At 56.2% G+C, this 14,000-nt stretch carries 10 protein-coding genes and 1 pseudogene; 1 reads left to right on the plus strand and 10 read right to left on the minus strand.

All coding sequences use genetic code 11. The annotated features are described in order from the left end of the window. Positions 1 to 129: 129 nt before the first annotated feature. From IG194_RS02865 to IG194_RS02895, 7 genes and pseudogenes are all read right to left on the minus strand, one after another. Positions 130 to 1,664, minus strand: a pseudogene (locus tag IG194_RS02865) (IS66-like element ISSal1 family transposase). A 61-nt stretch (positions 1,665 to 1,725) separates the two neighbouring features. Continuing rightward, a complete protein-coding gene (gene tnpB, locus IG194_RS02870) occupies positions 1,726 to 2,061 on the minus strand; it encodes an IS66 family insertion sequence element accessory protein TnpB (protein WP_003156940.1) in 336 nt (111 codons plus the stop codon). Continuing rightward, the gene (gene tnpA / locus IG194_RS02875; RefSeq protein WP_023911066.1) at positions 2,058 to 2,393 is read right to left on the minus strand and encodes an IS66-like element accessory protein TnpA; all 336 of its coding nucleotides are present in this window, start codon (positions 2,391 to 2,393) and stop codon (positions 2,058 to 2,060) included. Before tnpA ends, tnpB begins: the two co-directional genes overlap by 4 nt. Positions 2,394 to 3,539: 1,146 nt before the next feature. Further along, complete coding sequence (locus IG194_RS02880; RefSeq protein ID WP_058487199.1) at positions 3,540 to 4,751, minus strand: hypothetical protein; 1,212 nt, start codon at positions 4,749 to 4,751, stop codon at positions 3,540 to 3,542. Positions 4,752 to 4,760: 9 nt separating this feature from the next. After that, positions 4,761 to 6,632 carry a hypothetical protein gene (locus tag IG194_RS02885; RefSeq protein WP_058487227.1) on the minus strand — a complete coding sequence of 624 codons (1,872 nt, stop codon included), beginning with the start codon at positions 6,630 to 6,632 and terminating at the stop codon, positions 4,761 to 4,763. Positions 6,633 to 6,640: 8 nt separating this feature from the next. Beyond that, a complete protein-coding gene (locus tag IG194_RS02890; RefSeq protein WP_058487198.1) occupies positions 6,641 to 7,495 on the minus strand; it encodes an SH3 domain-containing protein in 855 nt (284 codons plus the stop codon). 26 nt (positions 7,496 to 7,521) lie between these two features. Next, a complete protein-coding gene (locus tag IG194_RS02895) occupies positions 7,522 to 8,790 on the minus strand; it encodes a hypothetical protein (protein ID WP_058487197.1) in 1,269 nt (422 codons plus the stop codon). 378 nt (positions 8,791 to 9,168) lie between these two features. On the opposite strand from IG194_RS02895, the gene IG194_RS02900 reads away from it, so the two are divergent. Beyond that, positions 9,169 to 10,428 carry a VWA domain-containing protein gene (locus tag IG194_RS02900; protein ID WP_058487196.1) on the plus strand — a complete coding sequence of 420 codons (1,260 nt, stop codon included), beginning with the start codon at positions 9,169 to 9,171 and terminating at the stop codon, positions 10,426 to 10,428. A 109-nt stretch (positions 10,429 to 10,537) separates the two neighbouring features. Here the strand turns inward: IG194_RS02900 and IG194_RS02905 are convergent, their stop codons facing one another. The 3 genes from IG194_RS02905 to IG194_RS02915 all read right to left on the minus strand — a co-directional run bounded on the left by IG194_RS02905 (position 10,538) and on the right by IG194_RS02915 (position 13,874). Beyond that, on the minus strand, positions 10,538 to 11,731 hold the full coding sequence (locus IG194_RS02905) for a DUF4236 domain-containing protein (RefSeq protein WP_082996229.1): 1,194 nt from the start codon (positions 11,729 to 11,731) through the stop codon (positions 10,538 to 10,540). Between the two features lie 64 nt (positions 11,732 to 11,795). After that, a complete protein-coding gene (locus tag IG194_RS02910) occupies positions 11,796 to 12,782 on the minus strand; it encodes a lysozyme inhibitor LprI family protein (RefSeq protein ID WP_082996228.1) in 987 nt (328 codons plus the stop codon). A gap of 72 nt (positions 12,783 to 12,854) precedes the next feature. Continuing rightward, complete coding sequence (locus tag IG194_RS02915) at positions 12,855 to 13,874, minus strand: hypothetical protein (protein WP_058487193.1); 1,020 nt, start codon at positions 13,872 to 13,874, stop codon at positions 12,855 to 12,857. Between the last annotated feature and the right edge of the window lie 126 nt (positions 13,875 to 14,000).

Here is a 14,000-nt window from a genome sequence, read left to right on the forward strand (position 1 = left end):
TCTGTATCACAGGCTGCACGGGTAGCTGTATCACACGCTGAACGCTTACCGTGTATCACATCGTGAACGCCCAAAAAATCAGTGCGAGACTATTACGGGTAGGCTGTTTGGGGTGATACACCGCTGTGGTTACATGCCTGCTTCAGGCTGTATCCACTGATGCGGCAGCAGTTGACTGATTTCGCTTGCCCGCTGCGTTGGTAGCCGCATGAGCACGTCCTTCAGGTAGGCGTACGGATCGTGACCGTTGAGGCGTGCTGACTGGATCAGGCTCATGATCGCAGCCGCCCGTTTGCCGCTGCGTAGTGAACCGGCAAACAGCCAGTTCGAGCGCCCCAATGCCCAAGGCCGAATCTGGTTCTCGACCTGATTGTTGTCGATGGGCACGGCTCCATCTTCCAGATAGCGCGTCAGCGCTAGCCAGCGTTTTAGGCTGTAATCCAGGGCTTTTGCCGTGGCTGATCCATTGGGCACCCGATCACGCTGGGCCAGCATCCAGTCATGCAGCGCATCGAGGATCGGTGAAGACTTTTCCTGGCGTATTCGCCAGCGTTCTTCATCGCTCATGTGCCGTGCTTGCCGCTCGATTTCATACAGCCCGGCAATGGAGTGCAGCGCCTGTTCGGCTAACTGGCTTTTGTTCGCTGAGTGCAGATCGAAAAATTTGCGGCGGGCGTGGGCCATGCAGCCAATTTCGGTGATGCCCTGCTCGAAGCTGGCCTTGTAGCCGGCGAAGTCGTCGCAGACCAGTTTGCCATTCCACTGACCCATAAAATTGCGCGCATGCTCACCTGCACGGCTTGGGCTGAAGTCATAGACCACGGCCTTCAGGTCGGCGAAGGGTGTGGTGCAGTATGCCCAGACGTAAGCCCGGTGGGTTTTCTCGCCAGGGGCCAGCATTTGCACGGGGGTTTCGTCGGCATGGATCACGCCTTGCGCCAGTACCGCCTCGCGCAGGGCATCGACCAATGGTTGGAGCTGTACGCCGGTTTGTCCGACCCACTGCGCCAATGTCGAACGCGCGATAGCCAGACCCGCACGGCCAAAGATCTTCTCTTGCCGGTACAGCGGCAGATGATCGGCGTATTTGGCCACCATGACATGAGCCAGCAAGCCGGCAGTCGGGATGCCCTTGTCGATCACCTGGGCTGGTACCGGCGCCTGGATCAATGTTTCGCACTGGCGGCAGGCCCACTTGCCACGCACATGCTGTTCGACGGTGAACACGCCAGGCGTGTAATCCAGCTTTCGCTGATGTCTTCGCCGATGCGTTGCAGCGGGCAGCCGCAGGCGCATTGAGTGTTCTGCGGCTCGTGACGGATCACAGTACGCGGAAACTGGGCTGGCAGCGGCGCGCGCTTGGGCTGTTGGCGGGGTTCAGCCGGAGCCGCCGGAGGATTGAGGGTTTTCAGTTCCGCCTCGATGGCGGCGATGTCCGTGTCGAGCAAATCATCCAGCAGGCTGCCCTGTTCAGGGCTTAGTTGCTCGCTACGCTTGGCGAACTTGTGGCGCTTGAACCAGGCGATTTCGTGGGTGAGCTGCTCGATGATGGTTTGATCACGGTGGATCTTTTTGCCCATCGCATCGACCTGCGTGAGCAACTGGGCGGCCAGTGCGCGCAGTTGCTCAGGTGTTAGTTGGTCGAGATTGGGCAAGGAAGTCATGCCGCTGATTGTGCCAGAGCAGGCGATCCGCGCAGATAAAGCGATAGGCTAATGGCCGGCGCTACAGCATTGTGATCGCACCGGCTGCACCAACCCGCTGCCAGGGTAAACCGAGCACCAAAGCCTGAAGCTGCTCGGTGTCGAGTTCAACTTCCAAGCCGCGGTGGATGCCTGGCCAGTGAAACTTGCCTTGGTTCAATCGCCGCGCGGCCAGCCAGATCCCTACACCGTCATGCACCAACACTTTCATGCGGTTGGCGCGGCGGTTGGCGAACAGATAAGCACAGTGCGGCTTCGCCGCACCGAATACCGCCACTACACGGGCCAATGCGGTTTCGGTGCCGGCGCGCATGTCCATCGGCTCGGTGGCCAGCCAGATGCGATCGATGCGAATCATGCGAGCAGCCCGCGCAGCAAGCGTGTACAGCCTTCGCCGTCCTGCACCGGCCAGTGCACCGACAGACTGCCGGCGTGGTAGGGGATTTCGATTCGTATCGTCAGCTCTTCAGAGCTGGCCTGCTCTGAAGGCAGGATGCCGAGCGGCACCGGGATAAAGCGTGCAGATACGACCGGTAGCGGCTCGCGCTGCTTACGAATCCATTTATGCACCAGGTTGGCATTGAGCCCGTGGCTGAGCGCCACGCCGGCGACGGAAGCACCGGACTGGGCGCACTCTTCGATGACCTGGGCCTTGAAAGCCTTGGGGAATGTACGGCGCTGTCGAGACACGAAACCCTCCAGAAAGTGGCTTGAAATGGTGTCCACCAAAAATAGGTGCACACCATGCCGCTATCTGGAAGAAGCGGGGAGATGGGTTCGGCGGACGGTTACGGATGGCCATCGCCCGGTCAGCGATTTCCTGGGCGAGGGAGTGGTCTAGGTCAAACATGCCGACGGCCTGTGTTTTGTTTCAGGCCAGTGTAGCGAGGTCGGTGGTTGCCACCAGTCTTTCGGAAAATGATTGCGCGGGCAGGAGGGGCAGCAAGCGGTGCTGGTCCACAATACGCAAGTAACCCTACATGCTTGGGGAGCTCTGTAGCAGCATCTCTGGACTCAGGGTACAGCAGTAACGTCTGAGCGCTCAGTTGGTAGGCTTCTGGTTGGAACACCCGGTATCCAGGCCCAAGAAACAACCAGCAGCAACAAAGGCAAAGCCATATAAGCAGAGAGGTGATCGTCAACGATGACAGACTCACCTAGCTTCCTTTTGCTAGGCGGTCCGGAGGCCGCGCTCATGAAATTCCGGTTCGCTTGAGCCGCCGGTGGTCCCATCTCGCTCTCTCCTCTGCACATCCCTGACCACTCAATAGAAGAAGCGAGTTAGCCGGAGATCGCCAACAGTCATCTAATACGCGGGGGCATCCCCCTGGGAAGTCGCCATTTGTCGCGCCTGACGCGGGGTCACGGCATTATCGAGGTCAACATGCTCAATCCCAGTTTCCACCTTGATCTGGCGGTAGAAGGCTCTCTTGGATACCGTTTCGCCAGGCCCTTACCTATCTCATGAAGACTTGTTCCGAGAGGTCGTCGGAGGTATAGCATCTAAGCGCTCCGCTCCATTGCTCATGTACACAAGACAGGCACAGTCCTGTCCAGTTTGAGTGGAGGCATGAAGTTGCTTGCCTACCGAGATGAGGGGAGTCCTGTACTCTGATTTTCCGTCGTCATGGAATCGATCATTTGGTGAATTGCAGGGGGACAGCATAACAGCACCTTGACATATCCCCACTTTAGACAGATCGCGAGGACTGAAAGGGTTATGAGCTATGCCACTAGCAATGCGCTGATGATGACGGAGAAGCATTCGTGCCGTAAGCACGCCGAGAGAAAAGAGCGCAGCCCGGCTTCCCGGGCTGCTTGCAAAGGATATGGTGGTCAGTTGGTTTCGAACTCGTAGGATCGGCCCAAGAAGAGAGATGCGTAGAGGGTCTTCCCTTCGCTGAATTTGTAGTACTCCTCGAATTTTCCATTCTCGACCAGTTTGCGTGCAATCGCACATTCACTGTCGCTGTGCTCCCTCGCCTTAGCTCCGAAGTCGCTTTGCCAGGTCGAGAGGCCAACTGCCTGGCAAAAAGCATTGAACTGCTCTTTGCCGGCATTGGCCTGGAAGGAATCGAAGGCGACCTTCATCGAAGGGAAGCCCTTGTAAGTTACCGAGTAGTCTTCCGCCTTGGCTTGGAGAGCAAATTTGCTGACTGCATCTACCAGAACGGACTGACCGGTGAGAGAGCTATAAGCCCCAATGATGAAGCTGCTGAGGGAGTTCCTAAGCAAGTTCTGCACCTCATCGAGCTCAGGAAGGGAGGTAAACTCAGCCTGGCGAACAATCTGACCTATCTCGCTGCCATCGTTGCGGTGAGTCACAACAAACCTCATGGAGCCCTCCCCGTCGTCGCTACGCTTGAGGGTGAAGTCAAGGTCGACTTTGGTGCCAAACTCTCCCGTTGCGCCAACGATAAATGCACCAGTGATCGGGCTGCGCACGCCCATGTTGGTACCCCAGGCATAGGGAAGCTTGATCTCACTGCTGGCTTTATCAGCTGCCGTCCACTCGTTCTCGGCAGCCAGATCGCCCACCAGAACGACGTCGGACCCTTTGTGCGAAATGAAGGGGTTGGCCATCTCCATTCCCAGCAATTGGACGTGGATCTCTCCATCTTTGCTGTCGCCAGAATGGCTGATTTTCAGCGCATCGGCCTTCAAGTAGAGCCCCCCGGCGTTACGGCCGGTAGTGGAAAGCATCAGGTACTTGGTCCAACCGACCAGGCCTTCATCGCTCGAACGGCCAAGTGATGATTCGAAAAGGCCGCGTAACCCTTGGAGGAATTGCTCGGCACCGTTGGTTTGTGCAGCCACAAGGCGGATTTCGGGATTCTTTATAGTCAGATCGCCGGAAAAGACCGAGTAGGAAACCTCACCCTCGGAGAGGACTTCCTGCAGGAAGTAGCGCTCTTTGAAACTGTCGTAGTAACTTAGAGCCGATTTCTTCCCCGAGCTGGAAAGCATTGCTGTCACAAACCCAACAGCCACCACCGCAGCGGCGATGGAAGCCATCAGAATGTGCTTCTTGTTCATCGTTTTCGTCATGATGATGCCTTATTGGATCTGGGCGGAAGCGTTCTTCCAGGCGTTCACATACTGCTGGGATACGTCCGGAGTCCAGTTGAAGTCGATCCCAGAGTCCGGGCCAAACTCACGAGCGAGGACCGCCCCGAAGGAGACCTTATCGCCACAGTGATCCTGCTTACAGGCTTCGGGAGCGTCTGGTAGGTTGCCCCGGAAGGTTGGAATAGCGCGACCATCAACCAGTGGCATGAAGGGGGTCATGTTGGCTACCGGCACCACATACCACTCATCCTCAAACTTTTGGTTCGACATCAGCCGCCCCTTGGCTGGGAAGTCGATGTCGTAGATGCCGTCGGTATTGCCAACGACATGGATCATCATCAGGCGCACACTCTTGGATGAATTCGGGTTCTGTAGCTCCAGCGGTGAGTCATAGCGGACCTGGATGCCCGCCATCTGAGCAAGCGCCTCTACCTCCCTACCTTCGAAGTCCTTCATGCCGGCCTTCAACTGCTCATAGCGTGCAAGCACGCGAGAGTGGAGTTCGGCCATCTGCTGTTGCTGCCTCCGCTCATCTCGTAGGCGTTGTTGCTCGCGCTGAAAGGCCCAGTTGGAACCGTCCTGAACGTCGAAGTAGAACTGGCCGCGGTTTTCCCCAATTCGATTGCGGATGATCTTCAGCTTGTCATCACCCCATCCTGACTCGGGATATAGAGCCTCAAGACTTTTCGCAACGTAGAGGTTCTGCACAGAGACGGTCGAGGGGGATGTGCTCTTGACCAGCTGGAATATCTCCTCACCCGTCTTCTTGTAATCGATGGGATTGAGGGCGAACGATTCATCTGGTGTGATCGCAACATAGTACGGATCGTTATTGAATGGCCCCAGCACGCGGTAATTGCCTCGTTGGAAGGCCAGATAGACCTTCATCTGCCGGCTAGGAATCTCGCCCAGAAGGAAAAGTGCCTGATCGGCATTCGGGCTCAGGTAGGAGATCTGCTTGTCTTGAACAGCACCTTCCAGATCCTTGCTAAACATCAAGCTGCTGGCGTGTACATAGACGCGATTCCAATTGTCCCCTCGGTACGTGTTAGGAACCTTCCAAGACAGCTTCTCGAAGAAGCCTTCTGCAAACCCTGTGGCGGGACAAGGCATAGCTGGTGTCGAACCGAAAGCAAGACTTCCATCGCCATCCTCAAGGGTAGATTTGCTCAGCACCCATTTGCAGCCGCTCCCATCGGTGATCTGCACGAGCTTGCGGTTCTCTAGCACCACTGATCGGCCGAAGTCTGAAGCCGGCACAGGTGTTCTAGCTGCAGGCACTGACGAGCCCGGCTGGTCGGGCTCGTCGACCTTGGCCATGCTCGAGGACTCTGCGTCACGCTGTGTTTGGTCTGGGACTTCCGGAGCCGATTGCTGCAGCACGGGCGGCTGGACAGCTTCTGGTATCGGGTTCGTAACAGAGCGCACAGCGTTGGTTGGGCTCACCGTCTGGTCGACAGTGGACGGTGTTTCCACAGTTGAAGTGTCAGGCTGGGTAATTGCCGGAGATACGGTCTTGCCAGAGGCCAGCGCGACAACACCTAGATTGGCCGCTGTACCAGAACCGCTAGCATAGAGGTTGCCGGTAGCATCGACAGCTTTCCAGGTAACCTTTGCAGCTGGGCAATCCTTACCGAGCACGATGGGTAGTTTCCCAACCAAACCAGTCAGTAGTGCCTGGTTGTCCCAAACAGGCCGGCGAATAGTCAACTCGATTTCCGGCTTGCACCAAGTCGAGGCTTCACCTGGAACCTCAACCTTGATGTGGTCCTTCTTTGAAACAGCCAGCTCGTGTGCGAATGCTTGCGGCACAAGGCCGCAAGCTCCCACTACAGCCAGCGCAAGCGCTCGCTTCTTCATGGTCATCCTCAGATCAGTTCCCATGTACCGTTGGCCTGTTTGCAGAAGGTGTTCTGCTGCTGCTCGGCCTGCCCGCTCGCAGACTTGAGGCTCACGGTCACCGGGCGGCAGGCAGTTTCGGCCACCACTTGCTCGGAAGGCAGGGACGGGATCGAGTCGAGATCGAATGCTTGAGTCTCTTTGCTGGCAGAAACATTCATGTCATCGAGGTTCACCGCCGGCGCAGCGCTCTTGGCAACCGCCTGTGCCTTCGGCTCGACGTAGTCTTTGTGAACATAGCCAACGGTGACGCCTTTACGCCCTACCAGAATCCAGTCGCCTGTTGAGCCAACGGCGGTGAATTCGGTGTTGGAAGGCAGGCCTCCAACCTTGTCAGCCTTAAGGTTCGGCGCTGCACGGACATTGAGGCTCGACTTAGTGACATAGGCCTCGTTGATCAGCTTCATCGATGGGACAGCCTGGATCTTCGGAGCCCGCTTGACCTCTACGGTTTTGGTCTTGTTGTATTCCTGGCCTTGGGTGATTTGGGCGGTTGCCCCGGAATGGTCCGAGGTCCAGGTGACAGGCTGAGCTACACCAGTAGCCGGCTGATTTAGGACATCTTGGGTACGAAGAGCCAGAGCTTGTTGGTCCTTCTCATCCAGCATCTGCCCCAGGCGGTTGCCAATGTATCCTCCGATCCCCGCGGCGATGAGAGTTGCGGCAATCTTGCCGTTCCCTTTACCCATGGTCGCCCCGATTGCTGCACCAGCGAGGCTGCCGAGGACGGTGCCGGCTTGTTCTTTACTGATACCCATTTCAGCGCAACCGGAGGTTGCTGTAATCGCTACAGCCAGGATCGATGCGACGAACTTCTTACGCACGGTATTTCTCTCCCTTTCGTTTATGCTCACTCTGCTTTCAACAGAGGTTTGGTTAGGTCGTAGAGCATTGCTTCCGCGGACATAGCCCAGTGGAATACGCCAGCCATGATGGTTGGGCCCCTCTCGATGCTCCGAAATGCAGTTCGGTATCCTTCTGATCGGATGATGGAGTTCCCTGAGATCAATGGGACGAAGATGATCACCGCGACTGCCCCTAACCGAACAAGGCGTCGTCGGCCCTGGATCAATCCGCGCGGCTCAACGGCCGAAAGCACAAGGCCGCTGAGATTGAGGGCACCCATGAACAGGCCGCTGAGCAGCGACCAAGGGACGAACCACATGTTCTTCAGGACGTTCAGGCCCTGCTCACCGTGGATGTCGGTGTGGGCCACGTCGAATGCCATGTTGCTGGCGATTCCCGGTAGGTACTGGTCGAACTGCTTCCGGGTGGCCAGAACATCCATGCCGTTCACGTAGAGCGGACCCAATGCTTCCTTAGCGAAATGCCTAACCTCGGGGGTGTTCACGATTGCCTGGCGGGTTCGCAGGCCTGGCTTGATTGCCCGCGCATAATCCTCAGCGGTTGGGATGTAGTCGAGATATTCCCCAGGCTTCGGCCAGGCTATGGGCTTCCACTCATTGCCAGGGATTCTTGTCGCGCGAAAAGCTTCGAGCTTTGCATAGGCCCTGATGATGTCTTCGATCTGAGGAACGACCTCTTCCTGAAGACGCTCATACAGCCGATCCCCATTGCGTCTCGTGAACCCCTTGAATACGGCGGTCGCAAAACCATAAAAATTCTGATCGATCTTTTGTACATATGAGCCTTGGACGCTCATCAGAACCCCGAGATTTGCGATGAACGCCTTGCCATCACCGGTATCTCGATGCTCCTGGTATGGAACACCCGGGATCTGTAGGGAGTCATACAGCAGCCCTTTCTTCGTGACATACGCATAGAGGCTGTAGACGCGCAAGCTGGCGGGAAACTTCTCGGCGATCAGATCGGGGGCCTCGCCTTGAATCCACCAAGTGGCTGGAGCCGCAACGGCAGTGCTGAGTGCAATACTGAGACCAATGTAATGCGCCCCACCCCATCGACGGTGACCCCAGATGCACATCCGCCAGGTGAACAAGCACACGCTTGCCGATGCCAGGATTTGACTGTAGATCTCAAGTGACTGCAGCTCTTTGAGAGGGATATCTGCACCTGCCATGTTCAACAACTCAGCGTTGAACAGGAGGCCGCAAATCAGGCAGATGGCATTAAGCACAACGAGGGCGACTAGAAGCATCCAACGGTCCTTGTCAGCAAACGGAACCAGCAACAACAGAGCCTTCGATCCAAGAGGCAGCTATTGAGGTCGATGGCATTCTGCCAGCCGGCTCGGAAGCAGGCTACCTATTTGACGCCAGAAACACGTTCCCCATCGGAACGGCGTCGGCTTGGGTTGAATCTAACGGCAGAGCTACTCGGTTCAAGCCAAAGCACTGAGCAGAAAGAAAGGATGTAACTCGAGACGTAGTTGCCGGCTTGGTTGTTTCATCTCAGCCGTTATGGTCTGACAGGTGCAGTACCTCTGGGCTGCACATTCGAGCCACCAGGGAACCCTGGGCACGGTACTATTCAAACCAGTACCTGGTGCACGATACAACTCTCAAGGAAGCACTCAATGCAGATCAGCCAAGGGCAACGCATCCCGTTATCGAACCTCATTCAGGGTCAGTCCCTGTCCCTTTCCATCCAGATCAACTCTCCTCACACAATCGACCTCGCCTGTTTCGGTCTGGATACTGCTGGGAAGCTGTCGGACGATCGATACATGATCTTCTTCAACCAGCCTACCTCACCTTGCGGCAGCTTGAAGCAAGCTGGAGCCGAGTTCAGCCTGAACCTGGCGGAGCTCCCCTCTTCCATTGATCGGCTGGTGTTCACCGCTGCAATCGATGGTGCAGGCGCCATGCGCGACATCCAATCGTCATCCTTCACTATCAAGGACACCGCCGGCCAGATCGTTGCCACGTGCCCCTTTGCTGGAAGCACCTTCACCGCAGAAAAAGCCATCATGGTGGCGGACGTCTACCGTAAAGATGGCCAATGGCGTCTGGCGTCGAATCTCCAAGGTTTCAACGAAGGACTCAGCGCCCTGGTGAAGCATTTCGGTGGCGAGGTTGCTGATGACGCTCCTCCCGCAGCTCCCCCTGCACCAGCCCCCGTTCAAGCCACCATCTCGTTGGAAAAGAAAGTGGCCGCCGCGGCTCCACAACTGATCAGCCTGGCAAAGAAAGCCCAGGTAAGCCTCGAGAAAGCGAAACTGACGCATGTGAAGGCGCGCGTCGCGCTGGTACTCGATGCCTCGGGCTCCATGAATTCCCAGTATTCCAAGGGCCGTGTGCAAGAGGTGGTTAACCGACTGCTGCCCCTGGCCGTCCACTTCGATGATGATGGCTCGATTGACTGCTGGGCTTTTGCAGCAAAGCCGCAAAAGCTCTCCGAGATCACCCTGAGCAACTTCCAAGATTTCATCAACACCGACAACTACGGTTGGCGTGACTGGAATGTAGGTAGCCGGATCAACGACGAACCCAAGGTAATGGAAGAGGTGATCAACCATTACCTCAGCGACGGCGACCGGTCGCCGGTCTATGTGCTCTTCATAAGCGACGGTGGTGTACACGAGAACAAGAAGATCACCAAGCTCATGACCGAGGCTGCGAAGTTGCCCTTGTACTGGATGTTCGTAGGCCTCGGTGGAAGGGGCTACGGCATCCTGGAAAAGCTTGATGACATGAAAGGTCGAGTGGTCGACAACTGCGGCTTCTTCGCGCTGGATGACCTGCATCAGGTAACCGAGGAAAAGCTCTACGACCAGCTCATGGAGGAGTTCCCGAGCTGGATCAAAGAAGCTTCGGCGAAAGGGATCATCGGCTAGCACGCCCCAGAATCCCCTGGGTGTCTTTGCTGGAACGCCCCTTCAAAACAGAAAACCCGCCATCAAGGCGGGCTTTCTGTTTTAGGGACCGTGAGATCGATTCCCTGGTTCAACCAAGGGTGGCTAAATCCATTGGGGTGATTTCACGGAACCGTGATGCTCTGTCGAGGCTCACCACGGCCCCGAATGCCTTCAACGTCGCACCTGGGTCGATTGCCTCCAGCCGGGTGAAGTCCAAAGTCTCCCATTGATCACGAGAGATCAGTGCCGAGATTACGTACTGATCCTCAATACGCCCCGTTGCTGAATTTGTGCGCTGAATGTACCCGGAAGCAAGGCACTGTTGGATGCCCGGGAGCAGGGCAAAAACCTCTCCAACCACGCGGAAAACGGTACCGTAGCAAAGTGAGACGAAGTCCTTACGAGTCTGCGCTTCGGATCTGGTTTTGAAAGTGAGCTTGCCATTGCCCCTGGCTTCAGCCGTTCGGTTTGGCACATCCCCTTCATCAGGCAAATCGATGTCCAGAGCGATTCCCGTGACGTCATGCGAGAACTCGTACTCGAGGAGCGTTTCTTTCGGCCAGGCGATGCCGGATAGCACATAATCAAGGGCGCGCTCCATCTGAGCGCTGTATCCCTTTGCGGCAAGCCGAATGGCCTTCTCGATTTCGGCTCGTGCCTTCTCGTGAGCCTCGCGTGCAGCGTTCCACTCGGCCAGATCCTGCTGGTACTGGGTTTCTCGAACCTGGGCCTCCTTTTCCATCTTGGAGCTCCGTAGGAGCATCTTATCGAGCAGTCCTGGAGCGTCTTTCGAGGGGGGCCGCGGTTCGTCCACATCGAATGCCGGTGGTAGCACTAGGTGAGAACCCGGTCGAGGCGTTGTCATGTGCACCGAAAGGCACTCATCGAGCGCCTCGTTGATCTTGGCTGCAGCTTTTTCCAGAAGCGCCTGAATCTCCTCACTCTTCTCCACCTTCACCCGCTTCACGATTGCCGGCGCAAGGGGGTGGTCTTCCAAATCGGTGATGACCAGCGAACCGTCATCGTCAACTTTGACTTTGATCGGCCCTGAGTAGCCGGTCGAGTCCTCAGTTGGGCTTGGCGCACTCCTTTGCCCGGATCGGTCCAGCCGTTCACGATAAGAGAGACCGGTCCCGGGCAGCCCGGCGTTGAGGTAGGTACCACGTTTGCCCATCGTTAGGCTTAGGCCTCGTGGCCCAACAGAGGTACTGATCCCCGAACCGCTGATGTTGAGTCGAACGCCGGGCACGATAGTGATTCGTTTGCTGAAGCGGAATCCCATTTCTTCCTCCGAGATTCTCTGGAAGCGTCGGCCTGCTCACCGGCAGGCCAAGGTGTTGGCCAATCTATGTCCGGCCGGCGAGATAGTCATCAATGTGTGAGAACTGTCGATTCCGGCAAATCCAGGCGGTAAAGAAGGCGAACATTACACTCGCAGCGATTGCCCACCCTCGCCTCCGGCGACGTTCCGTCTTGGTGGTCCCGCCGAGCAGTAGAAGGATCATCAGGAATAGGTAGAGGGTGAACAAGACAACCTTCGCGTACAGAGAAAGCAGGAAATACAGTGATGGGCCATTACTGCGGTAGGTCTGAACGAGGATCTGCAAGCCCATCAGCACCAGGACGGCCAGGGCTATCCAAGCAGCAATCTCATCGGAGAACTCCAGCCACTTCACGAGAAAAAATGCCCCTACAGAGAGGATGGGGGTCACGGTTGTCCAGAGAGCGTCCGTATAGTCTTGGTAGATGGTCATTGAGCCTCTGGAATGCAGCCAGATGCAGATGAGCAGTACCAGGATCATGGCCACCAGGGCGATCTTGAATGGTTGCGAATTCGCAGTGCTCTCCGCGGCATTGGTGCTAGCGGCTGGGGATACCACTTTTGGATGCACTACGCTGGTTTCCCGATCCCCGGCCTTCTGTTGGATTGCCGGTTGATGATCGCCGCCGGCTTCGCTCTTCTGTGGTTGATACGTGGACTCTGGAGACTGCTTCGGTACACCTTGCTCTATCCCCCAGAATGCCAGTGCACGGATCTGGTCTGTAATAGCCACTGAAACACAGCTAGGTGTTTTGCAAGCATCCCTGCGCTTCAGCCACTCTCGTTGTGCCTGGCGAACCTGACCTTTTGCCTGATCCGGCATACGCCCGAGAGTCTTCACATACTCAGAGTTCAATTCCTCATCCAAGCGCTGAAGAGGAGCGGATGCGCAGATGGTCTTTTCTGCGTACGAATTGGCTTTTTCACAGTCAAAGCTGGTTGCCTGAGTTGAGCCTAGCCCGGCTATTGTCAGGATGGTGCACAAGATCAAGCCCTTCAGGATGCTTTGCATTGCCTACTTCCATGAATCCACGGGGACGATGAAAGGGACCAGGTCTTGTCCAGACTGGCCCCCGATGAAGGCTTAGCCAGCGTTCTGGCCAGCGCTGGTCAACTCAGAAAAATTGGTTCCGGTCCACCTGTACTTCACGATGCTTTCAATGCTCGGGCAGCACATCGGGTCATCATCACCGTGGGTTAGCACCTTCAGGCCGAAGACGTTCTGGCCCAGTGCCTGAATCTCTGTAGCACCGCCTACGACAACCTTTTGCTTGAGTACCCAGCCGTCAGGCTCCTTATACAGAGCTGCCAAGGTTTGGTAGGAGCCGTTGCCACCGCCCTGCCCTTCGATAGTGAACAGGACCACGGCATCCTCAGCTCCGTCTCCATTGAGGTCCACTTGTATAACCTTGCGCCCTTCCTTGTATTCACTCCCACCGTCTTTCGAAGTCTCTTCAGCAACCAGGCTTTCGATGGCAGCAGGAAGAGTCAACGCATGAACACCAGCTGTGAGAGGCTGGGGTTGCGTCTGACGCTGTGTATCAACTGTTGGCTGTACTGGGTGTGTTATTGAATCGTGCTGGTTCGAAACTTGCGTACCTTGAAGTGCCTGCTTCACATCGATGTATTTAGCCGCCTCCTCTGCGTTAGGCTTCAGACCTGCAGCTTTGATCTTGGTGATGAATACAACTTTCGCCCGTTCCTGGAATCGATTCATCTCCATTGAGGAGATCTCCGATACCCCTTTTTCACTGAATGGCTGGGCATCACCGAGGAACCAACGGGAGAAAAAGCCAGGGCGTATCTTTTCAAGTGCCTCAATCACTTGGTCTTTCACCTCTTGCTCTGACTCTTCCCAAAGGTCCCACCCCTTGTCACCAAACATCGCAATGATGTCTTTTTTGTCGTTCGGTCCGGAAAGAGGTAAGGACTCAAGCACCTTGATGTTGAAGTCGATAGTCTTACTGACACAGGTGTTGGTAAAATTACCGAAACACTCCTGACGCAACTCTTGCCGCGCCATCGATAGTTTGAAGTCAGTAACTGCATCACAGCCCACTAACCCCAGTAGGCTGACTACTGCCAAAACCAACCTGAGTTTCATCTCACGATGACTCCTTGACCAGAGACACAACTTGCACGGCGTAGCAGCGGTTTAGCTTGCCGACCATGCCATTCCCTTCTTGTAGATGTGAAAAAGCCCCGGCTAGGACCGGGGCTTTTTCCTACC

The organism is Pseudomonas sp. ADPe (genome assembly GCF_014843515.1).
Classification (GTDB): Bacteria; Pseudomonadota; Gammaproteobacteria; order Pseudomonadales; family Pseudomonadaceae; genus Pseudomonas; species Pseudomonas citronellolis.